Consider the following 24,539-nt stretch of genomic DNA (forward strand, 5'->3'; position numbering starts at 1 on the left):
CACACTGTAAATAACATTTAATGATTACATATATTGGAATAAATAGATTCGCGAGGCAAAAAGGTGTGTTTATCATGCGACACCTGGTGTTATTGTAAATATATTCGTCCTACTTCAAGTTGCATGTGCTGCGGCTGCGTTCCCTCACCCCAGTCACTTACTTTATGTCGCCTTCCTGCAACTCGAATTATTTAGAGTATATGGATAGCGCCAGATGCCGGGTTGCAGAAGGGAGACAGCGCTTTTACACACTCGCGGCAAACGGTGGTGACTCCAGTTAGCAGAACATATACTTTTCAATGAATGCGCCGATTACTTTTTCATGAAGCTCAATGGAACGTGAAAAGCAGATTCTTTTCGTGCCAGACGCTTAATACGTTAATCCACGCACGTCGCATAACCTGCTGAACTTGCTGGCTTAATGGCGCAGTTTTGATTCCTGGTATTTTCATCCACACCGCAATACATGCCGCCGCCCGAGGTTGATTTAGATAAATAGGGGTAGCCCTGCGTCGGCCAGCCTAACGAGCTAATGGAATGATACAGCGTCAACAGGTCGTTATTATCCGGCGCTTTGCTAAGGCTACCGCACTGTTTGGCAATATCCCATTTAGTGTTGTCCACCGTATGCGCCATCGCCCAGTACTCGTTATTTGTATGCACTCCGTTGGTAAATACTGGCGTCACGCCTGACAGCAGCTCAGCCTGAAGCCACGGACGATGCAGCGTTTTTCCGTTAACGGATGTCGTATCCGCCATATTTCCCCAGAACAACGCTTTATCCGTATCCGGACTGGTAAGTACCATAAAAATCACATCCAGTGATGCGTGAAGAGCCGTATTGTCCGTCAGTTTCACCGTGAGTGGCGTTTTCAACCCCAGGCTTTTATCCTGATTAAGCGTAAACGTTGCCGTACCGTCGCTGCCAGTAGTGCCGGTAAAGACAATCCCGGTGGTGGTCATACTTTGGCTGGCGCTTGCGGGAGTCAGCGCTTTAAGCATGAGATCGTCTGCTCCGGCATCCGCTGCCACGTCGCCATCCGTTACCACCGTACCTGCCCGATTTTTCGAATCGCCACGCGACAACGTAAAACCGACGTTGGCGACCGGGTTACCGCTGCTATCTTTTACCGTCACCGTTAACGGCATCGCGCTTCCCTTCTCCACTACCGCCGCGTTTTTCGCGCTGTCCATCGCCGTTGAGGTCAGCGTAATACTGGCAGGAGTAGAAGTATGCGGCTCGACCCGGCATACCTGAGCACCGGTGGCAGTCGATGAACTGGCGGTACCTTTACCGCCGCTATTCAGGTTTATAAATTGGTAATATCCGGTATTCGGCGCACGATCCGCCGCCCACCAGGATTTGTTCCCCGCCACCGGCCAGCCGTAGTTTGTGCCGATTGCGCCGTTGGGATTGTCGCCATACAACGTTTGTAGATCGCCTGACAACGGCTGGTATTCCGCATCACAGCCGGTTGCGCCCGCTTTTTCAGTGTTCGCTGCGGTAACTAAGGGCCATTTTTCATTGTTAACCAGGTAAGTACCGCTATTCGACGTCATCTCCACCGCCAGCAGCGGACGCCGGAACTTCACGCCCGCGCTGTTGGTAACGATTTCCGGCATATGTCCCCAGTATTTGGCTTTATCGCTGTCCGGACTGGTAATGACGGTGAATATCGCGTCCATATCGCTGACCGTCGGCGGATTGTCAGGAAGCATCGCCTCCAGCCGTGTTTTCAGGCCGGGAGTGTTATCCTGCGTCAGTTCAAACTGCACCCTACCGCTCTCATCCGTGGTGCCGTACCAATACCAGAGTTGCTCGCCGGAATAATGATAGGCAAATACTTTGGCATCCGCTGGCGGCGCAATTGGTGTTAGCAGCATGTCGCTGTTGCTGCCGTTTTCATCGCCGCCCGCCCGGTTTTGCGAATAGTTCCCTCGCCCCAGACGAATGGGGACATTGGGCTGCGGCGTACCGTCGCCGTCGGTGACGGTCACCGTAAGCGGAATTTTTTCTCCTTTCTTCGCCAGCGCCGCGGATTTTTCGGCGCTCATGGCGCTGGAAGTCAGCGCTATCGACAGCACCCTGCGCTTCGTCAGGCAGAGTTGCGCCGTCGCAGTATTGGTGCTTGTCGTTGTCGTCTCGCCAGTATTTAGCCTGATGTACTGGAAATTATTCGCCGAGAGCGTATCGTTGACTTTCGAATCCCCCGCTCCCCAGTATTTCCCCGCAGCCACCGGTAGCCCAAAGGCCGCCGTTAGCCCGCCCTGCGGATAGTCGCTATATAGCGTTTTTAAATCATCCATCGTCGGCAACCCCAGGCGATCACACGGACTGGCGGAATCCTGATACAGGTTTGGATAACGGCTCCATGTATACCAGGTTTCGCCATTTGCCGAATAACCAGAAGTATCCGTGGTTGAAGAAAGCTCGGCGCGCAGCAGCGGCCGGGCAAACTCCACCCCTTTACTGTTGGTAAAGGTTTCCGGCATATGACCCCAGTATGTGGCCTTGTCGGTATCCGGGCTGGTGATAACGGTAAAGATAGCGTCTTTGCTGTCCGTCAGGTTGCTGCCGTCCATCGTGGCAGCGCTGATAGTGGTCTTTAAACCGGAGGTACTGTCCTGAGCAAGGGTAAATGTCACCTGTCCCTGGGCATCGGTTTGCGCATACAGATATTTCGCCGAGGTATCCAGCAGGTATGCCGCAAGGCCGGACGGCATCACATTACGTAACGTAATATCGTCTGTGGCGCCTGAAGCCGATGTGGCGCTGTTGGCGCGCGAGTAGGAAACTCCCCGGCTGATTTTCACCATCACGTTTTTCATCGGCTGGCCTGCGGCGTCTTTCACGTCGATGGTGGCGGCCATCTGCTCACCCTTCTTCGCCTTTGCGATTCCGGTGGTTTCATCCTGACCTGCCAGCGTCAGCGTCAGGCTGGCGGCGACGCGGCGCGGCGAGGCAAGACAGGTCTGCATGTAGTAAGTCGAGGTGCTGGTCGTCGTTTTGACATCATTGCCGTCGTTAAACAGGTTGGCCGCCGCGTAGAGCGACTGCGCGCCGTCTGACGATATCACGTAATCCCCCGCCCACCAGTAGCGGCTAACGTTGCTATTGCCAGCACTGGTCATTGGCCAACCATTGCTGCTACGCATAGCGTTATCGGGCCAGGTACGGTACAACGTCTGAAGATTGCTAACGGTAGGCAGATAATCGCGTCCGCAGCCGCCTCCAGAGCCGTTCCAGGCTTTATCGACGGTTATCATGCCCCAGGTTTCGCCTTTGTCGTAACTACCGTTGGCGATAGTCAGCGTTTTACCGGGTGTAGCGCTGAACTCGCTGGACAACAACGGGCGCTTGTACACCACGCCGCTGCTGTCGGTTAACGTTTCCGCCATATGGCCCCAGTAGTTGGCCTTCGGCGTGTCCGGGCTGGTAACCACAGTGAAAATAACCGGCAGCGGCGCGGTCGTTGCGACGTTGCTGTGCTCTATCGACGCCGTCAGAGGCGTTTTAAAGCCAGCGCCCCCATCCTGGCTGATATCCAGCGTCAACGTACCGTCGGCGCCAGTGGCGGTATAATATTTAACGCCGCTGTTACGCCCGTCACTGTGGTTTATCTGTATCTCCGCCGCCACCGAGCTATTCACCTCCTGATTCGCGCGCCCAATACTGTCGCCGCGCATAAAGATAACCGGCGTATCGGCCACCGGGTTGCCCTGGGCATCCAGCGTGGTGATAGTAAGCGGAATCGTCTCGCCGACCTTCGCGTTAGCGAAACCGTCGCTGTCGTTATACCGCGGCGAGGTCAGCGTTATCTGCGTCGCCGCCGGATGGGCGTTTTGCAGGCAAACAAAATAGAGCTTTTCATTCCACAGCAGCGAACCAATGCCGCCATCGCGCAGATTAATCGACTTAACGTAGCGGTTTTCCGTACTTCTGCTCAAATCGGCGGTGCTGTCCTGGTAGTTTTTACCGTCCAGCGGCCAGCCCTGCTGGGTATTGATTGCGCCGCCAGGCCAGGTGTCGTACAGCGACTGGAGATCGGCAAGCGTGGGCACAAATCCCGCGCCGCAGGCATCTTTCGCCACCTCAAAATCGACGCTGCCCCAAGTTTCGTTGTTTTCCGTATTGTCGCCGTGGGTAACGCCGCTGGCGATTTCAGCCGATAACAGCGGGCGCTTAAACACCACGCCATTGGCCGCCGTCACCGTTTCCGGCATATGGCCCCACATTTTGGCTTTGTCGCTATTGGGGCTGGTGACCACGGTAAAAATGGTGTCGATACTGGCCGTCGCGCTGGCGTTATCGTACAGCGCCGCCGTAATCGCGACCTTCGTACCGTGGGTATCCGGTCGGGTGACGTTGATAATCTTGCTACCGTCCTCGCCGGTCAGACCGCCGATTTTGGTGGCGGTGTCGTTGAGCGAATCACCGTCGATCACTACCGCCGAGACAATGCCATCGCCACTGCCAGCGATGTGTTTTTCATTTTGGCGGGTATAGCCGTCGCCGCGGCTTAACACGAACGGCGCTTGCGGCAGCGGATTGCCGCTGGCGTCTTTTACCGTGACTTTAAGCTGGAGCGTATCGCCCTTTTTCACCTTCACCGCGTGTTCGCTGTTTGCGTCATACCACAATGCCGCATCCACTGGCTCAATAGTGATAGACGCCGCCGTCGGATTTTTGCTGACCAGACAGCTCACGTAGTCCGACGCGTCGCCGGAGGCGGTATAGCCGCCCGCCGCCAGTGATACCGCCTGCCATGTAGCGGCGCTGGCAAAGGTGGATGACCAGTAGTCATACGTCGTCGGCCAGCCGGATACGGTATGGATTTTATTGCCGTCGCGGGAGGCGTACAGCGCGGCAAGCTGATCGGCACGCGGCAAATGGCTGGCCTCACAGCCCCCGGCGTCGGGGTTATTCAGCGCGTCGGCGTGGCTGACGCGCGCCCAGGTTTCGTTATCCTGCTCCTGGATACGGGTGGCGGCAGTCGCTTCCGCCGCCAGCTTTGGCCGCTGGAATTCCATATCACCCACGGTGAGCGTGTCCGCCATATGGCCCCACATCTGCGCATCCGGCGTATCGGGGCTGGTGGGGACGGTAAATTTCACGCTGCGGTTGACGGGCGTGGTAATCAGTGAGTTGACCGGCAGGACGCTCAGCGGCATCAGTAAGCCCACGCCCTGCGGCTGTTCAATCACCAGCGTGGCGTTGCCCTCATTGTCGGTCATGCCCTGGTACGTCATTGACGCCTGGGAAGAGCCAAACGGCGTCCCGCCCATCACCAGCGTTCCGTCGCTGGGATCGGTAAAGCCCGTCGTGGCGTTGTGGCGATTTTTGCCGTGTGCCAGGGTGACGGTAAAGCGGGCGTTGGGCACGCTTAACCCATTCAGCGCATTGACGGAATGGACATTCATTGTGATTTGTTCGCCGACTTTGGCTACCGCATTGCGTAACGACTCATCGCCATTAAAGTAAACGTCCAGGCTGGTCACTAACTCATTGCCGGAGCAGGAAAGATAGTTCGGTTCGCCGCCGCTGAACATGCTGTCCGCGCCGGTCGCCAGGTTGACGTGCGCAGTGGTGGCGCCCTCGGTATCCGCCGCGATATAGCTGTGTTTCTGCGTCGGCCAGCCGTAGGTCGTTTCCATCGCGTTGCCGGAATGGGCCTGATACAGCGTATCCAGCAGCAGTTGTCCAGGCACCTGGCCTGTACCGCACTGGTTCGTTGCCGCCGTTACCGAGTTAAACGTGGCCCAGTATTCGTTATTTTCAAATTCAGATCCGGTGTCCTGCGTAGCTTCTTCCGCCAGTAGCGGGCGTTTGTAGATATTGCCCGCCTCCACCACGCCCTGCATATGGCCCCACATGCGCGCCTGCGCCACGTCCGGGCTGGTGATTACGGTAAAAATCACGTTCTGCGTCGCTTCTGTACCGTCGAACAGCACCACACGCACCGGGGTTAGCACGCCCGCGCCCTTGTCCTGAGTCAACACCAGCGAGAACTGACCGTTGGCGTCGGTGACACCGTGGTAATGGCCCTCGCCGCCCTCCAGATTGGTGATAATTACCGGTTCATCCGTCCACTGATGCGCGCTATCAAGATCAGCATTCTTTTGATTCTGACGGTTCTGCTCGTCGCCCAGGTAGACATTAAAGTAGCGATAAGGCAGCGGCTTATTGGTGGCGCTGTCGGTGACGGTGATCTCCATGTTGATGTCATCACCGACCTTCACTTTTGCCGCGTTGACCGTCGAATCAACATTATCGGCGCTAATCACTAATTTCGGCGTGACCGCAGGCGAGGCTTTATCCACGCAGCTCACCAGCGATTGCGTGGCGTCTGGCATTTGCGTGAGGCTGCGGCTGCGCATATCAATGCTGATATGCGCAGTGGCAGTCGATCCCTGGGAGGAGGACCAGTACTCTTCGTCACCGGATGTCAGCCCCACCGGCCAGCCGAGGGTGGTGGCTAAATCGCCGCGCTCGATTTTTAGCCCTTCCAGTTGGCGCGCATCCGGCAGGATGTCGCAGTGCGCGTCGGCGTGGCCCCAGTTGAACTGCGCCCAGCTTTCATTGTTGATGCTGACGGCACGGTCTTCGCCATCGGTTTCCGCCGCCAGTTTGGGGCGGCTAAAGGTGTAGCTTTCGCCGTCCACCGTGGCGGTGGAATTGTCCGCCATATGGCCGTACATATTGGCGCTGCTGCTGTCCGGACTGGTGAGGGTGGTAAAAATCACGTCCACGCCAGCTTTCAGCGCAGGCGCGCCTGACGGGTGCGCCATCAGCGGGGTTTTCACACCCGGACCGTTAGTCTGGGTGACGGTTACCGTCGCTACCCCTTCCGCATTGGTGGTGCCGTGATATTCCGTGGCGGTGGTGGTCAGTTCGGTGCTGTCGACGCGCACTGGCGCGGTATTGTTCACCACACCCTGGCGGTTTTGCGCATCGCCGCGGGTGATCACGAACGCGATATTGCCCACAGGCTCACCGTTACAACCTTTGGTATTTACCGTTAGCGTGATGCTTTCACCCGCTTTGACCTTCGCGGCGTTGAGCGACTCGTCCAGATGATCGGCGGCAAGCGTTACCGGGTCGCCCATGGCTGGCGCGATATCCACGGCAAACTTTTGATCAAGCACTTCGACCGCCGTGTTATAAGGCACGCCAGTGCGGGTAAGCAACCACAGCGGCGGTATGGCGGTTGAGGTATCCAGTTGCGGCCAGACCACCAGATGGCGGCCTGCCATATTTTGCTCACAGAACGTCAGGTTTGCCGACGGCTGCGGAGAAAGCGGTGTCTCCGGCGTGGCGGCGTCGGCCCACACCAGCGTGACGGTAGGCGCACGTTCAGCCTGCCAGGCCAACGGCGGCACGGCGAAGATATCGCCTTCGGTGTCGTGCGGATTGGTTAAGGTCAGCGCGCTGCCGGCATCACTGGTGCTGAACTGGCTGGGTTTCGCGAAATAATCAACAGGATTCGCCACATCCGAGCGCAACTGAACGCTGCCCTGATATATCGGGATCGTCACACTATCGGCCTGAGGGGGAGTACCGTTAATAGCCGCAGTTTGCTCAGTGAGTTCTTGCCATGCACCGCTGCTTCGCACGGCCTGCGCGAAGAAAGGCGTTAAAATGAAGGCGCATAGCAGCAACCAGGATAAAAAACCGACACACTTTTTCGATTTCACTGATATACCTGAGAAAAGTCTATTTCGTTGCAGTTCATTCCATTAATACCAGGAATTAAAAACGCATCGCTACCCAACAACGCCAGTCACAAGGGATACCCAGGTTGGGCGACGCAAAGCACAACCCAACGTTCACGCCCAACATCCGGCGTCGCAGTGTTGGGTTTCGGCTTTGCCTCACCCAACCTACTGCACCCGACACGACCCAAAACCAAAATCACTTTTCACACGAGTACAGGTTTCCACCCCGGTGGTTTCGTTAAATGAGCAGAAACGACCGCTTTGGCTCCCTTCCGTTTGCGACATATAGTCATAGGTGTAACTTGACGCTGGTGCTGACGTCGGCCATCGCAAGGTGCCAATAACGTCACGTAGCGCCTTCAAATCGTCCAGCGAGGCCATGTTTTCCTGCGATCCGCAAAGAACAACCAGCGATGTATCCGCATGTCCGCCACTCGCGTAATCGATATAGTTCGGCGACCATACCTCATTATTAAACGGCCACACGCCCGGCCCCTTTTTAGCGAGCTCGGCTCTCAGATACGGGCGGCGCAACGTGACGCCGTTAACCTTCACGGTATCCGGCATATGGCCCCAGTACGACGCATATGGGGTATCCGGGCTGGTTGGCGCCGTAAAGATCGTATCGACGCTCGTCGTCTCGGTAGCTTGATCCGCAAGCGTCGCCGTGACGGACGTTCTCAAACCCAGCGATTTATCCTGGTTTAACGTGAACCGCAGCTTACCGTCATCGCCGGTAAAGCCATACCATTTCGTGCTGGTTCCCCTCTGGTTAGTAAACGGCAATGCCGCACCCGCAGGCGAAACCGGCGTCAGGGTCATGTCTGATGACGAACCTTTGGACGCAACCGGCTCGCCAATCACGCCGGGCTGAATGGCTCCGCTATCCACCGTACCACGTGAATAAGAGTAATCACGCGTCAGCATAACCGTCGCCCCCGCCTGTGGTTGCCCGGCGGCGTTCGTTACCGTGACCGTCATCGGTATCGCCTCGCCTTTTTTCGCCACCGCCGCCGATTTATCCGCGTTCCACACGTCCGCCGAGAACGCCATATTCATATGACGCGGTTCCGTCAGACAGAGCTGGTAATAGTAATTACCCGGGGTCTCCTGACTAGTGCCGCCTTTATTCGTACTGAGATCAATAAACTGCCAGTAAAGGGTTTGATTCTTTATCAGGCTGTCGCCCGCCCACCATTTCTTCTTGATGGGCAGCCCAAGGTCGGTCGTGACCTTGCCGCTGGGGTGATCGCCGTACAGCGCCTGGAGATCCACCAGTGTGGCCATCTGATTCATCGAGCACGCGCCATAATCACCGGTATTAAAATTATTCACCGTAAACCAGGTTTCATTAGTTTCAGGATAACTCGCCGTATGCTCCTGCGATGAGAGTTCGTCATACAGCAGCGGGCGCATAAACTTCGCGCCGTTGCTGGCGGTGAAGGTTTCCGGCATGTGGCCGTACATGTTGGCTTTGTCGCTGTTCGGGCTGGTGATAGTGGTGAACACCACCGGCAGCGATGAGGTCACCATCGGCGTATCGGTCAGCGCCGCAGTCAGCACGTTTTTCACCCCCGGCCCATTTGGCTCGGTCAGCGTGAGGGCTAACGTACCGTCTGCCCCGGTCACACCATAAAGCGTATTTGCATCAGTGAGTTGTTGCGTCGCGCCACTGCTCTGCGCCACTCCTATATCGGCGTTGCCAGTAAAGTCATAGCCAGCTTTACGCGCCGACCCGGCGTCACGTGTAAGCGAAAAAAACGCATAAGGCGCCGGGTTGCCCGCCGCATCGGTGGTGGTGACGATCAACGGGAGCGATTCGCTGTTTTTCACCTTCACCGCCTGTACATCGCTATCCGTCGCCAGCGTGGAGGTCAACGTAATCTGCATGGCCGGCACCTGCGACGTCGGGGAGCAAATTAGATATTGCGTACTGTAAGTCGAGTCCACGCCCGCCGCCCGACGAGTATCGTCACTCAGATCGACGGCATAATAGTTACGGGAAGTGGAGGAGCTTATTGACCCTGCGTTCGAATTACTCCAGTAAGAACGGACGACAGGCCAGCCCTGGGCCGTTTTTATCGTGCGATCGGGGTATTTTCTGTACAGTGAATCCAGCGATGCTAAGGCAGGATAATAGCCGCTGGCGCAATTGGCCGGATTGGTTTTCGTTGTTGTCGGCCCGAAAAAACCGGCCCAGGTTTCATTATCTTCCAGGTACGAAACGACATTTGACTTATTCGTCTCGTCGTAAAGCAGCGGGCGCTGATACACCGTGCCGTCCTCCGCCGTCAGTGACGGCGACATATGCCCCCACATACGGGCGGCGTCAACATCCGGGCTGGTGATGACGGTAAATATCGTATCAATGCTGGCGCTCACAGCGGCGTTTTCATACAGCGTGGCAATAATGGCCGTACGGGTACCGTGGGTGTCCGGGCGGGTGACGCTGATGATGCGGGTGCCGTCAGCGCCGGTCAGCATCCCCATTTTAGTGGTGGTCCAGGCCAGTGATTCACCATCGATCACCACGGGCGTGACGATATTTTGCTGATCGCTACCGTCCTGGGCGGTGTACTGCTCCCCGCGACGGTCATAACCGTCGCCACGGGTGAGCACAAACGGCGCTTCCGGCGCCGGGTTGCCGTTGGCGTCCTTCACCGTCACCTTCAGTTGGACAGTATCGCCCTTTTTGGCTTTGACCGCGTGGACGCCGCTGCCGTCGTACCATAATGATGGATCGACCGGCTCAATGGTAATCGAGGCCGTCGCCGGGTTAGCGTTGACCAGACAGCTGGCGTAAATTGAGACGTTGGCGTTGGCAAATTCGCTGCCGCTAAACAGTGAGATCAGTTTCCACGTGCTGGCGCTCTGGAAGGTGGACGACCAATAGTTAAGCAATGTCGGCCAACCCTGGGTGCTTTTTATCGCGCCGTCGCTGTTGGCCTTGTACAGCGCCTCAAGCTGGTCGATGCGCGGCAGGTGGTTCGCCGCGCAGCCGCCCTTATCCGGATTACCCGCCGCGTCAGGGTGAAGGACGCGCGCCCAGGTTTCGTTGGCTTCAACCTGGGTACGTTCCGGCGCCACTTCATCCGCCAGCTTCGGTCGCTCAAAGGTCAGATCGCCGACGGTGATGGTGTCGGCCATATGGCCCCACATTTTGGCTTTTGCCGTATCCGGGCTGGTGGCGACAGTAAACTTCACGCTGCGAGAAATGGGCGAGCTGATTAATGAATCGACGGGCGTGATGCTTAACGGCGTCAGCAGCCCCACGCCCTTCGGCTGGGTGAGGATAATGGTCGCATCGCCGTTGGCGTCGGTGATCCCCTGATAAACCTGTCCGGCAACGTAGCCGACGCCGTCAAACTGCATCTCGCCGTTGCTGGTATCGGTAAAGCCGGTCGTCAGCCCGTCGCGCCGCCTGCCGTTCGCCATGGTGACGGTGAAGTCGGTATAGGCGACCGCCATGTCGTTGAGGGCGTTGCGCGAATGAACGTTCAGCTTAATCTGTTCACCCACTTTGGCGTCGGCGTTTTTGATCACCGGGTCGTCGTTGAAGTAGACGTCCAGCACCGCCACCATTTCGTTAGCCGAGCAGGTCAGGTAGTTCGGTTCATTGGTAAATTTGCCGCTATCGCCGTTTTCGAGGTTGACGTGTACCGTTCCGGAGGCGTCGCTGTCGGCGGCGATGAAATAATCTTCGGTCGGCCAGCCGTGTTCGCTTTCTATCTGGCCGCCAGCATGTTCGCTGTACAAATGTGCCAGCGATGACTGGTCCGGCACCTGGCCGGTGCCGCACTGCGCGGTAGCAGACGCCACCGAGTTAAATGTCGCCCACTCTTCGTTATTTTCGCTGAACTGGCCGTCTTTGTGGCTGCTTTCCACCGCCAGCAGCGGGCGTTTATACAGGTTACCCGCGTCTATTACACCCTGCATATGGCCCCACATGTTGGCGCCATCCACGTCCGGGCTGGTGACCACGGTGAAAATCACTCTAAAGGGAAGTTCGACGCTGCCGCCTTCATCATCCGGCATCACGATGCGGATGGGCGTCTCAACGCCCAGGCCGCTGTCGTGCTTTAACGTCAGGTGCGCCTGGCCGTTGGCGTCGGTCATCCCGGTATAGTGCTCCGGTGAAGAAGCGCGCATATCGTCACTACTCACCGTTACCCGCTGATTATCCCACGCATCCTGATGCTCTCCCTTGCGGTTCTTCGCCGGATCAATCAATATCTCCACGTAGCGATAAGGCAGCGGTTTTTGCGTGTCTTTGTCGACCACGGTCATCGCCAGATCAATCTCTTCCCCTACCTGCGCTTTATAGGGTCCCTCTGGAGAGAGGGTTATCTGCGGGTGCGCCGCAGGCTGGGCCTTATCCACACAGCTGACCAGCAACGTATTACTGTCGGCAACTCTGGCAACCGACGCGCTGTTCATATGCACCGCAGCGTGATAGCCGCTCAGTTGATCTTTGTTAGACGACCAGTATGCCGCATCGCCCGATACCGGCCAGCCGGTCCAGGTTTCCAACGTACTATGCTCTTGCCTTAGCTCCACCAGCTGTTCGGCGTCCGGCAGAATGTCGCAATGGTTATCCGCGCCGCTCCAGGTAAACAGCGCCCAGGTTTCGTTGGTATCCACAACGGTGCTATTTCCGCTGGTTTCCGCCGCCAGTTTTGGCCGGGTAAAGGTGTAGGTCGTACCGTTCAGCGTTGCCGTGGTGCTCTCCACCATATGGCCGTACATACTGGCCTTATCGCTGTCCGGGCTGGTAATGGTGGTGAAAATAACGTCGACATTCGCCGTTAGCGTGGGATAGTTTGCCGAAGAGACGATAAGACGCGTTTTTACGCCTGGGCCTTGATCCTGCGTCACCACTACCGTGGCGTTGCCCTGCTCGTCCGTTACGCCATGATACTCTGTTTGCGCGGTCGTCAGCTCAGTATTACCAACGTGTACCGGGTTAGCGTTATTGACCACGCCCTGGCGATTTATTGCATCCTCGCGACGGATCACGAAGGCGGCATTCGGCGCCACGTCGCCATTACAGGCTTTGGTGGAGATGGTAAGGGTAATGCTCTCCCCGGCTTTGACTTTCGAGGCGTCAAAATTAGCGTCAAAATGATCGCCGCTCGCGGAAACGGGATCGTTCACCGCCGGTTTGATATTCAGTGTCACTTTTGGGCTAAGCAGCGGAATGATCGCATTATTTGGCACGCCGGTTCGGGTATAAAGCCACAGCGCGGGAACGTTTGTTTCATCTTCCAACTGCGCCCAGGCAACCAGTTGCCGACCCGCCAGATTCTGAGCGCAAAAGGTCTGGTTGAGAATCGGCTGTGGCGAGAGGGGCGTGTCTGGCGTGGCGGCATCGGCCCATACCAGGCTCATGGTCGGCGGCTGTTGATTTTCCCAGGCGATGCTCGGCGGATCGGTAAAAAGATCGCCTTCGGTATCGAGGGCGTTAACCGCACGCATCGAATCTGGAGCCGCATCCGCACTAAAATCGCGCGGCATGGCGGTGAATTCAATATCGTAGGTTTTGGTAGGGTCAAGCAGCATACTTCCCTGATACAGGGGAATAATGGCACCGTCGGCTAGCGGCGCGGTGCCGTTAACCGCGCCGGTCGTCGAGTTCAGCTCTTGCCAGGTCCCGCCCTTCAATAACGCCTGCGCAGGTGCGATCAACACTGCAAACATGATCAGTAATGTCAGTAAGAAATGTACAACTTTATTCACTTGCCGATTCCTGCCCATGAGCGATAGCCACCCGTTTTCATTCTTTGTCGTAATTCAACCCACTTTGCTTAGCGTGCAGCTAAGCAAAGTGCGCGGAAAATACCACTCCCCGCAGGGAGTGGTATGTTGAGGACAACTTATTTGCGTCTGTAGTCGATGGACAAACCAAAGCCCTGGACACCGTCGCTACCCACGGTAACGCCGCCGTCTGCTCCTTCGAACGCCGTTTTCGCTTCGGCGTTGGTGACAGGGATGACAAGGTCTTTATCGTTCCAGCTTTCGTTGACGATACCGCCAGTACCGGTACCTGCAATTTTACTGGTGCCGACGAATTTCCAGCGGTAGTCGTACTGGCTGGTAACCTCTTCACCGGTATCGTATTTACCTGCCGTACCACCCTCTTTATCTTTCCACAACAGAACTTTATAAGTTGTGTTGGTTTTGAGCGGAGTAGAGGTACCCAGCAGGTTGGTGGTTGAGCCAGACTCGTAGATAACCACATGGACGTTTTCATCCACCACCGGACCTTCCGGAATATCGTCGTCATCCGAACCACCGCCCGTATTGGTCGACAGGTCTTTCAACAGCAGTTCGGTTGCCACGGCAGGGTCGCCGGTAGTGGTGGTTGGCGTGATTTTGATACCGATATAGTGGTCTGCATCACCCGCCTGAATTTCATAGGTATCGCTACCTTTGGTGCCAATCTCTTCGGGATTGCTACCATTCTGGTCGCTGTATCTCATCCACTGCACCGTCAGTTTCGTGGCGGCGTTGTCGGTGTCGAGGTCGCCTTCCGTATCGCCAATCGCCCAGTTCACCGTGACTTTATCGCCAACGTGAAACTGCTTATCGCCTTCGGTCGTAATGGTCCTTGAGCCGCGATCGATAGTTACCGTCACGTGATCTTTGTCGGTATCCGCGGTTTTATCCGCCGCACGGGTAATCCACGGCACCGTACCCTGAATGGTGCCCGTCTGTTCAGAGACAATCTGCCACTGCCCCGATTTCAGATTACCGTTTGCCGCCACCGCTGGCGCGGCGCAATATCCGGCAACCACTAATGCTAAAGCGACCTTCGTCAGCCGCCGTTTTACTGTTGCTTGCATTCAGACTCTCCTTTTTCTCCAAATTCAGCGGCTGGCTGGTCAGCCATAACGCTGACGCTATTTCTGGCTATACGTAACGCGTATGCCGTAACCCTGAACGCCATCTTCCTCATTGGCGGCAAACTTCTGCGCTGCCTCTTTATTGGTTACTGGCAGGACAAGATCTTCATTCATGGTGTTGGCCAGCGCGCCGGTATGTCCGTTTGTACTTTGCCCGGTAAACTCCCACTGGTAGTCGTACAGCGACATCTCTTCTTCCGTGAGCTGCTCAGACATCTGGAATACGCCGTCTTTATTCTTGTCGCGCCACAGCAGGAAACGGTAGGTATTATTGACCGTAGGGTGCTTATCTTCTTTGCCGATAAGGTTGACAGGGTTGGCGGCTTTGACCTGATAAATCACCGCATTCAGCGCGCTCAGGTTGTCGCCGATAAAAGTGACATCAACGTAGTTACTGTCGCCATAGGCGTCTGCTTTCGCCTTCCAGCGGAAAGTTCCCGGCAGGGTGCTGGAAAGCGTCACCGTCCCCGCTTCTTTGTCACGGCTGGCAATAAACACGCAGGGGGTTTCCGTGGTGCAGGGCGTCTGGGCCAGGGTGACTTTTTTATCATTGCTGTCGTACAACTCTGGCATCATGGTATCGTCCACCAGTTCGTTACCATTGCGATCCGTGGCGTCGCCAAAAGAATCGGTGATCAGGAGATCCATCACCACGCCGTCTTCGCCATCGGCCAGCGCGCTGGCTTCATGGCTGTGATCGCTGCGATCGGTATCGGCAATGTTGTCGACGATCAGTTCAATTTTGCGATCCTGCTGGACGGTGATTTCAACCACGCCGGAGTTCTGCTTATTGCCCTTTTCATCTTCCAGCGTCATGCGTACTTTCCAGGTGTTCAGGGCGGTGCGCTGCTCCTCGGTCTCGGCATTAACCCAGGCAGGAAGCACCAGATTCCAGCTGTTATTGTTGCCTTCGGTTAACGCATTAGCTTTTACTACCGGCATCACCAGCGTACGGGCGGCGTTGTTTTTCGCCTGCCAGGAAGCAGAAATAATTTTGTAATGGTGGTTAATCAGCGCGTTGACCGTCCACTTACATTTCTCCAGCCCCACCGCAGCCTCAGGCGTATCTTCAATCACGCATTCCGGGTGTTCGTTGGTGGTGTCAGCCTTCAGCCACAACGTAACGTCCAGCGGATCTTTCTCGCGATATTCGAGAACGATGAAATTGTTACGATCGACAAAATCGGTGCGGCTGCCCATTAAGGAGTGCTGAATTTTAACGTTTTCCGGATCGAGCTGAGCCGCCAGCGGCGTGCCTATCTGATAGTTCACGGTCGCGTTAACGCTAAAATCGTTACTATCGCCAGTACCGGCTTTGTAATCCGTACCAACCGTGACCAGCGGTACCGGCGTATAATTTAGTCCGACGGTAACGGCATGAGGATCTTTTTGCAGGTTATCGGTGCCAAACAGCGCCACTTCATCGCCGTAGTACTGTTCGTAAATTAATTTAGCGCCAAGCTGCGGATAAAACGGCAGCCAGCTTTCCATGCGGATATCCCAGCCGCGCGCGGGTCGTTCTTCATAAAAGTCAAAATCTTTGGAATCTTTCCAGTCAGAAAGAGGATGGTAATAGTTGCCGGAGAATTTCAGGTAATCCGTCCAGGCTTCGGTTCCCAGACCTAATCGACGGTGACCGCGCGTAAAATCGTAGTCATAGAATGCGTTGCCGCCAAGCAGCCAGTTGCCGACATTCTGGCGCACGCCAAGCCCAACGTTACCAATGGTGCGGTCTTCCTTACGTTGAGCCGAAATCTGGCTAAAGAAAAGCGTGCTCTGGTTGTCATACCAGGGAATAAAATAATCCAGCGAACTGCCGTCCAGATCGCCGCCTTCGCCAATAGATAAACTGGTACGAACTTTACCATAAGGCGAAAGCATACCTTCGAGATAGGATTGCGCAGAAGACGTGACTTGCCCTTGAATATAACCGCGCGCCTGGGATTCCAGCGCTTGCGGGGTGAGATTATCAAAGCCCTGGGTGGCGGAATTAATAAAGTAGTCAGCGCCCCGTTCTTTAAAGGTCTTTCCTTTATTTTCCTGTTCTTCTTTTTTCGCGGATTCGCTGGCTAAATCAGGCAGGGAGGAGTGGCTTTCATCATTATTTGCAGATACAGGGTTATCTGCGCCGGAAGCCGCTACTGATACTCCAGACACTAATAGCAGAACCAGAATGCGAATCCTTCGCACCATATGATATCCCTGTCGTTAAATAAATACGCCTCTATAAAACGATATTATATGGATGATTCACACGGAATCATAACCAACAGGCCTAAATATATTCCTAAAAAGAAATGTTTAATATGAAACAGACTAATAATATTGATATAATAAATAAAAAAGAAAGCTGCTATTTATTTATAATATTAATTTTAGGGAATAATATTCCCTATAAATAGTTGAATAAATAAAAAGAATTAAATAGCCGCCGGGCAGAATACTATGCTGATATTACGGGAGTATCGAATAACTATTTTGCCTTTAGCCGGATAAGACGTCGGCGCCTCTGCTCTGCGGCGCAACGTCGACAGCGGTTTTATTGATCGGAAATGACGAAATTAACCCGTTTTTTTGAAATTAAACCGTGACCGTTCTGGCAAAAATAGTCCATTGCGCCGCAAGCTTTCAAAACCTGTAACGGCTGGCGGCAGTCAGGACAAATTGCCTGTAACGAGAAATCTTTAGCGCATGTCTCGCAATGCGCAGTATCGCCATTGCGCTCCAGCGCGTGATGGCAAACGGGGCAGGTTATTTCCATAACATTCTCCTCAGGCGCGTGACTCACTTTTACTCGAAAGGCCTGATAGCGCGAGCTTGTCAGGCCTGGAATATTACTGAAAAAGCATTACTTGCTTTTCTTGATATGTTTCATCAGACGCTTACGTTTGCGCATTTGCGTTGGCGTCAGTGTGTTACGCTTGTTCGCATACGGGTTCTCCCCTTCTTTAAACTGAATGCGAATCGGCGTCCCCATCACTTCCAACGACTTGCGGAAGTAGTTCATCAGATAGCGCTTATAGGAGTCTGGCAGATCTTTTACCTGGTTGCCGTGAATAACCACAATCGGCGGGTTATAGCCGCCAGCGTGGGCATATTTCAGTTTTACACGGCGACCGCGCACCAGCGGCGGCTGATGATCTTCAACCGCCATCGTCATGATACGGGTCAGCATCGCAGTGCTCACCCGGCGAGTGGAACTGTCGTAAGCCTCGCGTACGGACTCAAACAGGTTGCCGACGCCGCTGCCGTGTAGCGCAGAGATAAAATGAACGCGGGCAAAATCAATAAAGCCCAGACGGAAATCCAGCGTCTCTTTCACCTGCTCTTTGACTTCCTGGCTCAGGCCATCCCATTTGTTGACTACGATAACGAGTGAGCGCCCACTATTGAGGATAAAGCCCAGCAGAGACAAATCCTGGTCGGAGATCCCCTCGCGCGCATCGATAACCAACAGTACGACGTTAGCGTCTTCAATCGCCTGCAACGTTTTAATCACCGAGAACTTTTCTACCGCATCGGTGATTTTTCCGCGCTTACGCACCCCCGCCGTGTCAATCAGCACATATTCCCGTTCGTCGCGTTCCATCGGGATATAAATGCTGTCGCGAGTGGTGCCCGGCATGTCGTATACCACCACGCGCTCTTCGCCGAGAATACGGTTAGTGAGTGTGGACTTACCTACGTTCGGGCGACCAACAATCGCCAGCTTTATCGGCAGGCTTTGCGGGTCAAAATCATCTTCCGGCGCTTCTTCGCCATTTTGTTCCGCCTCGAACTGCGCCCAGTATTCCGCGTCTTCATCCACCTCTTCCTGCGGCGCGACATCATCCATCCACGGCAGAAGCACATGTTCCAGCAGGCTCAATACGCCGCGACCATGTGAGGCGGCGATAGGGTAAATTTCGCCTAATCCCAGCGAGTAAAAATCGACAACCGCCTGATCGGGATCGAGACCATCCGTTTTATTCGCCACCAGGAAGGTCGGTTTTTCACGGGAACGCAGATGTTTGGCAATCGCTTCATCCGCCGGCATCAGGCCAGCGCGCGCATCTACCATGAATAACACCACATCCGCTTCTTCAATCGCCAGCAGCGACTGTTCCGCCATCCGCGTTTCGACGCCATCTTCGGTGCCGTCAATACCGCCGGTGTCGATACAGATAAACTCGCGGCCTTCAACTTCCGCACGACCGTACTTACGGTCACGAGTCAGACCCGGGAAATCCGCAACCAGCGCATCTCGGGTGCGGGTCAGACGGTTAAATAGCGTGGATTTTCCGACGTTAGGGCGCCCGACAAGCGCGACCACAGGTACCATGTTTAAAGCCTCATTAAAAAAATCATCAGACAACGCGCGCATTTTGCGCCATTGTTAAAAACAGGAAAACGGCCCCTACACCAGGAGCCGTTTTTTAAAACGCACAACCGTGACGATTAACGCGTAATTGCGTAGACCGTACCGTCTTTGGCCTGGATAAGCAGTTTACCATCCGCCACCGTCGGTTCGGTCAGAAAACCGGAACTGTCTACTTTTTGTTGGGCCACAAAACGCCCGTCATCAACATCAATCCAGTGCAGATAACCTTCGCTATCGCCGACGACTAAATCACCATTATACAGCACCGGGGAGGTCAGCAAACGGTGCAGCAGATCGCTTTGCGTCCACAGCGTTACGCCGCCGTCAGTGGTCAGCGCCAGCACGCGATCGTTCTGATCGACCAGGTAGATACGGTCGCCGTCGACGATAAAGTCATTGACCGAACCCAGCTCGCGTTTCCACATAATCTGACCACTGCGCAGATCCAGCGCCGTTAAGTTACCATTATACGCCAACGCGTAAACGACGCCGTTTACCACAACCGGCGTGGTATCAACGTCGCTCAGACGGTCAATTTCCGTTGGGCCAGTGGCCTGGGAGATACGCTGTTGCCAAATCATCTGGCCTTGTTGCATCAACACGGCGCTGACGCGGCCATTGTCGCCACCAACGATAGCCGCGCCGAACGCGGTTGCCGGCGCAGATTCCCCGCGCAGCGACAGCGAAGGCATATCCAGGTTCACCGTCCATTTAATGGCGCCATCCGCCTGATTTAGCGCCTGCAACTGACCGTTGCTGGTATGGATAAGGACGATTCCATCACTGACAACCGGGCGAGACAACGCTTCGCCTGCGACCTTCGTCTGCCATGCTGTAGTGCCGTCGCTGGTATTCAGCGCATAAACCTCGGCCTTTTCACTGCCGATATAGACGTGACCGCCCGCGACCGTGACTCCGCCGGACAACAGCGCGGACGAACGAGAGAACCAGCCGTCTTTTTCGCCCAGATTCACAGACCAGATCTCTTTGCCATCATCCGCATTGAGCGCTTTTACCACGCCCGCGCGATCGGCTGCATAGACCACGTTATCTGCCATTACCGGATGAAGGTTAGAATAAAATTCGCCAATTCCGTTACCGACAGAGGTGCTCCAGACAGTGGTCGGGGTAAACTGGTTTTCAACCTGCGGTAATGGAGACATCTTGACGACATCTTCTTCGCCGCTAAACAGTGAACAGCCGCTGAGCAGGGTAACGGAAAGCAACCCTGGCAGAAGTAATTTACGCAATTGCATCGGGTCCCTCTCAGATGGACAAATTATTGATTTTCATCTGCATCATTTCGCTCAACGCCGGAGAAGCATCGCTATTGACGCCCGCTTCCCATGCGCTGCGCGCGCCTTTTTTATCACCCTTACTCAGCAACGCTTCGCCGCGCAAATCAGCGACAATGGCCGTCCATCCTTCGCCTTTAACGGCATCCAGAGTTTTCAGCGCGGCATCAGCTTGCTTAAGCTGTAACTGAACGCGAGCGAGACGCAGATTAATCACCGCTTTGAGATTTTCATCGCTGGTGGCCGCCAACCCCTGCTGCAACTGGGCTTCGGCTTTTTTAAGTTCATTCTTATCCACAAACTGCTGCGCCAGTTCCATAGACGCCAGCGCACCATAGGTATTTTTATTCTCAGCCGCGAATTTTTCTGCGGCGGGAATGCTATCCGGCTTATCGGCGCTTACCGCCGTCACCGCATTTTGATACGCCAGAGAAGCAGCACGCGCGGACTCCGTCTGATGGCTGCTCCAGTAACGCCAGCCAACCAGCGCGCCAACCCCTAAAATCACTCCGACAGCCAGCGCTTTGCCGTTTTCGGCAAAGAAGCGTTTAATCGCATCCACCTGGTCGTGTTCGTTCTCGTAAATTTCCACGCTGTCCTTCTCCTTAGCCCAATAAAGTGCGCAAATGCGCGGCGACGCTGTCCTGCGCCACTGCCGTTTGCTCACCGGAGCGCAAATCCTTCACTACAACAGTCCCATCGGCGACTTCAGATTCGCCAAGAACCAGTGCAATACGGGCGCCCCACTTATCGGCGCGGGCAAACTGTTTCTTAAAGTTGCCGCCGCCGTGGTTTGTCATTAGCTTCACGCCTGGCATTTCATCGCGCAGCCGCTCCGCCAGCGTCATTGCCGCAGACTGCGTTTGTGCGCCGGCAGCTACCAGGTATATATCGACAACAGGAGAGGCAATAAATTCCGGATTAACTGCCTGAACTAACAAAACAAGTCGTTCCAGGCCCATCGCAAAGCCCACTGCCGGGGTAGCGCGACCACCCAGTTGTTCCACCAGACCGTCATAACGACCACCCGCACAGACGGTGCCTTGTGACCCCAGACTGTTTGTTACCCATTCAAATACGGTGCGGTTGTAGTAATCCAGACCGCGTACCAGACGCTGGTTGACGGTGTAGGCAATCCCCGCCGCGTCCAGCAATTTACACAGGCCGGCAAAGTGCTCGCGTGAATCGTCATCAAGATAGTCGCCGAGAGCGGGCGCGTCGTTGAGCAGCGCCTGCACGTCCGGATTTTTTGAATCCAGCACGCGCAGCGGATTGGTATACATACGGCGTTTGCAGTCTTCGTTCAGCGTCTCTTGATGCTGTTCGAGGAACGCGACCAGCGCATCGCGATAGTTCGCACGCGCCTCTAATGAACCAATAGAGTTCAGCTCCAGGCTAACGTGGTCAGCGATGCCTAGCGCGCGCCACCAGCGTGCGGTCAGCATAATCAGCTCCGCGTCAATATCCGGGCCTTGTAAGCCGAAGACTTCGGCGCCTAGCTGGTGGAACTGACGGTAGCGGCCTTTTTGCGGACGCTCATGACGGAACATCGGGCCGATATACCACAAACGCTGTTCCTGATTGTACAGGAGACCATGTTCGATGCCGGCGCGTACACAGCCCGCCGTACCTTCAGGGCGCAATGTCAGGCTATCGCCGTTGCGATCCTCAAAGGTGTACATCTCTTTTTCAACCACGTCAGTAACTTCACCGATCGCGCGTTTGAATAACGGGGTCTGCTCTACAATCGGCAAGCGGATTTCACTGTAACCGTAGCTGCCGAGCACGTTTTTGAGTGTGCCTTCAATGCGCTGCCAGATGGCGGTTTCGCCAGGCAGATAATCGTTCATGCCGCGAATGGCTTGAATGTTTTTTGCCACGTTTATTCTCTTTCTGAATATAAAAATGAACCCTCAGCGCTTCCCCGAACGAACCGGGAGCCATGCGGGTTCAATCATACACGGGAAGCGCGCCGCTTCCCATCACGTTCTTATTTTTCAACCTGCAGCACGTCAATCCGACGCGCTTCATCAAGTTGACTTGCTTTCGCGCGAATACGAGATTCAAGCTGCGCAATCATATCGTCGTTATCGAGTCTGTCCTTACGCACGCCGTCTTCATACAGGCCGCTTTTCTTATTGCCGCCCGTCACGCCCAGCGTTGATACCAGCGCTTCGCCCGGCCCGTTCACCACGCAACCGATGATCGAGACGTCCATCGGGGTGATGATATCTTCCAGACGCTGCTCCAGCGCGTTCACCGTGCCGATAACGTCGAACTCCTGGCGAGAACAGGTCGGGCAGGCGATGAAATTGATGCCGCGCGCGCGAATGCGCAGCGACTTGAGGATATCGAAACCGACTTTGATCTCTTCCACCGGATCGGCCGCCAACGATACGCGCAGCGTGTCGCCGATACCTTCCGATAACAGCAGACCTAAACCGATCGCCGACTTGACTGCCCCGCTACGCGCGCCGCCCGCTTCGGTGATCCCCAGATGCAGCGGCTGATCGATCTGTTTAGCCAACAAACGATAAGACTCAACGGCAAGGAATACATCGGACGCTTTTACGCTCACTTTGAACTGATCAAAGTTGAGACGATCAAGATGATCCACATGGCGCATGGCTGATTCCAGCAACGCCTGCGGCGTCGGCTCACCGTATTTTTCCTGCAGATCTTTTTCCAGCGATCCGGCGTTTACGCCGATACGAATAGGGATGTTTTTGTCGCGCGCGCAGTCCACCACCATACGAATACGTTCTTCGTTACCGATATTGCCGGGGTTGATACGCAAGCAGTCAACGCCGTATTCCGCTACTTTCAGCGCAATGCGGTAGTCGAAGTGAATATCGGCAACCAGCGGGACGTTAACCTGCTGTTTGATAAGCTTGAACGCTTCGGCGGCGTCCATTGTCGGTACAGAAACACGAACAATATCTGCGCCAACGCGCTCCAGCGCTTTGATCTGATTAACCGTCGCTTCCACGTCAGTGGTACGCGTGTTAGTCATCGACTGGACGGTGATGGGGGCGCCATCGCCAATCGGCACATTCCCAACGTAAATACGTGTCGATTTTCTACGTTGAATCGGAGCCTGGTTATGCATGAAAAATCTCCCGCGTTACCCGTCTGTTACTGCGCCGGTGTCGGTTCGGCATTAAGGGTCAGACGCGCAACCTGATTAGTTCTGATAAAGCGGCTCAGATCGACAGGTTTTCCTTGATACTGGATCTGCACCGCGGCCGGCGCGCCAATTTTAAGTTTATAAGGCGCCTGACCTGTTAGGTTTAAATTACCATCTTTACGCTGCATACCGCTAAACAGCTTCTTACCCGTGGCGTCAGTGACTTCTAGCCAGCAGTCAGCGGTAAAATTCATCACCAGCGCGTTCGGATCGGCAGCAGGCGCCGCTACGCCAGCCTGACTGGTCGGCAGCGCGGACGGCGTCTCCGTTGCCGCTGGCGCGGCAGATGTCGCAGCCGTATCGACATTCGCCTGCGAAGGCGCGACTACCGTATTTTGCGCTGCCGTTGGCGCTGGCGTTTGCGTCGCCGCTGTCGAATCAACCGGCGTCGCAGGAGCCGGAGCCGTTTGCGCTGGCGTCGTATCCTGACTTGTCGCGTCACGGGTGTCCAGCGGTACGCTTTGGCCGCTGTCTTTATCTGCGTTCAGTTCAGCCGTGCTTTGATCGGCCATTGTCGTGATCTCTTCCTGCTGCGCCTTATGGTTCTGCCACCACCAGGCGCCGGTGAGCCCTACGACCACAAACAGTACCAGCCAGGTAAAAGACATTAACCAGCCGTCGCGTTTTTTGCGACGCTTTCCTAATGAGAAACTCTGCATCGGAGCGACTTTGGCGGCGCGCAGCGGGGCCTGTTTTTCCAGCCCCGGCAGCAGTTCCTCTTCTGGAACATGCACCAGACGCGCATATGAGCGGATATATCCGCGCAGGAAGGTTGAAGCAAGATCGGACGGCGCCTTATCTTCTTCAATATCGCGTACCGTAGAAACCTTCAGGCAAAGTCGCTCAGCGACAGCCTGCTGGCTGAGTCCGAGTTGTTCACGGGCATTGCGCAGACGAACGCCGGTGGTTTGTGCTTCATTTTGGTCGTGCGTGGCTTCAGTATTCATTCGCTACAGCTACAGGTACGTGTAAATTAGGATTCAGGCGCCGACGAGCCGTAATGCCCGCCCACACCGCGAAACATCAGGTTAGTTAACCTTAGTCAGACAGTATAAGCCTGTCAGGCCGCAGATGACAAA

The 24,539-nt window shown here is 55.3% G+C and carries 11 protein-coding genes and 1 pseudogene; all 12 read right to left on the reverse strand.

Translation table 11 applies throughout. The features are described from left to right. Positions 1-277: 277 nt before the first annotated feature. Positions 278-378, reverse strand: a pseudogene (locus NAZ64_RS16155) (IS1 family transposase); the annotation flags it as partial. After that, a complete protein-coding gene (gene ratB, locus NAZ64_RS16160; protein ID WP_483640988.1) occupies positions 379-7,695 on the reverse strand; it encodes a DUF823/DUF824 repeat adhesin RatB in 7,317 nt (2,438 codons plus the stop codon). It lies immediately after the preceding pseudogene. Positions 7,696-7,881: 186 nt separating this feature from the next. After that, positions 7,882-13,470: a DUF823/DUF824 repeat adhesin RatA gene (gene ratA / locus NAZ64_RS16165; RefSeq protein WP_220569720.1), complete on the reverse strand. Its 5,589-nt coding sequence runs from the start codon at positions 13,468-13,470 to the stop codon at positions 7,882-7,884. A gap of 119 nt (positions 13,471-13,589) precedes the next feature. Next, the gene (locus NAZ64_RS16170) at positions 13,590-14,558 is read right to left on the reverse strand and encodes a SinI family autotransporter-associated protein (RefSeq protein ID WP_024797649.1); all 969 of its coding nucleotides are present in this window, start codon (positions 14,556-14,558) and stop codon (positions 13,590-13,592) included. Positions 14,559-14,615: 57 nt separating this feature from the next. Further along, entirely contained in the window at positions 14,616-16,811 is a 2,196-nt protein-coding gene (gene sinH / locus NAZ64_RS16175; protein ID WP_220569719.1) for an intimin-like inverse autotransporter SinH, read from the reverse strand. Positions 16,812-17,157: 346 nt separating this feature from the next. Then, a complete protein-coding gene (locus NAZ64_RS16180; RefSeq protein WP_024797651.1) occupies positions 17,158-17,379 on the reverse strand; it encodes a zinc ribbon domain-containing protein in 222 nt (73 codons plus the stop codon). An 87-nt stretch (positions 17,380-17,466) separates the two neighbouring features. Continuing rightward, positions 17,467-18,939, reverse strand: coding sequence for a ribosome biogenesis GTPase Der (gene der, locus NAZ64_RS16185; protein ID WP_000249411.1), 1,473 nt, complete (start codon positions 18,937-18,939; stop codon positions 17,467-17,469). Positions 18,940-19,055: 116 nt separating this feature from the next. Beyond that, positions 19,056-20,234 (reverse strand): outer membrane protein assembly factor BamB, encoded by a 1,179-nt coding sequence (gene bamB / locus NAZ64_RS16190; RefSeq protein WP_001177071.1) that lies wholly within the window; start codon positions 20,232-20,234, stop codon positions 19,056-19,058. 10 nt (positions 20,235-20,244) lie between these two features. Next, complete coding sequence (locus NAZ64_RS16195) at positions 20,245-20,865, reverse strand: YfgM family protein (protein WP_000409190.1); 621 nt, start codon at positions 20,863-20,865, stop codon at positions 20,245-20,247. Positions 20,866-20,878: 13 nt separating this feature from the next. Next, a complete protein-coding gene (hisS, locus tag NAZ64_RS16200; RefSeq protein WP_220569717.1) occupies positions 20,879-22,153 on the reverse strand; it encodes a histidine--tRNA ligase in 1,275 nt (424 codons plus the stop codon). Between the two features lie 110 nt (positions 22,154-22,263). After that, positions 22,264-23,382 carry a flavodoxin-dependent (E)-4-hydroxy-3-methylbut-2-enyl-diphosphate synthase gene (ispG, locus tag NAZ64_RS16205; protein ID WP_000551832.1) on the reverse strand — a complete coding sequence of 373 codons (1,119 nt, stop codon included), beginning with the start codon at positions 23,380-23,382 and terminating at the stop codon, positions 22,264-22,266. 26 nt (positions 23,383-23,408) lie between these two features. Next, a complete protein-coding gene (rodZ, locus tag NAZ64_RS16210) occupies positions 23,409-24,407 on the reverse strand; it encodes a cytoskeleton protein RodZ (RefSeq protein ID WP_079963407.1) in 999 nt (332 codons plus the stop codon). Between the last annotated feature and the right edge of the window lie 132 nt (positions 24,408-24,539).

The organism is Salmonella sp. A1325, from assembly GCF_056991255.1.

Bases quoted from the DNA above. Each gene is read 5' to 3' on its own strand.
- NAZ64_RS16180 (WP_024797651.1), bottom strand. From the start codon at position 17,379: ATGGAAATAACCTGCCCCGTTTGCCATCACGCGCTGGAGCGCAATGGC.
- bamB (WP_001177071.1), bottom strand. From the start codon at position 20,234: ATGCAATTGCGTAAATTACTTCTGCCAGGGTTGCTTTCCGTTACCCTG.
- der (WP_000249411.1), bottom strand. From the start codon at position 18,939: ATGGTACCTGTGGTCGCGCTTGTCGGGCGCCCTAACGTCGGAAAATCC.
- ispG (WP_000551832.1), bottom strand. From the start codon at position 23,382: ATGCATAACCAGGCTCCGATTCAACGTAGAAAATCGACACGTATTTAC.
- sinH (WP_220569719.1), bottom strand. From the start codon at position 16,811: ATGGTGCGAAGGATTCGCATTCTGGTTCTGCTATTAGTGTCTGGAGTA.
- ratA (WP_220569720.1), bottom strand. From the start codon at position 13,470: ATGGGCAGGAATCGGCAAGTGAATAAAGTTGTACATTTCTTACTGACA.
- NAZ64_RS16170 (WP_024797649.1), bottom strand. From the start codon at position 14,558: ATGCAAGCAACAGTAAAACGGCGGCTGACGAAGGTCGCTTTAGCATTA.
- rodZ (WP_079963407.1), bottom strand. From the start codon at position 24,407: ATGAATACTGAAGCCACGCACGACCAAAATGAAGCACAAACCACCGGC.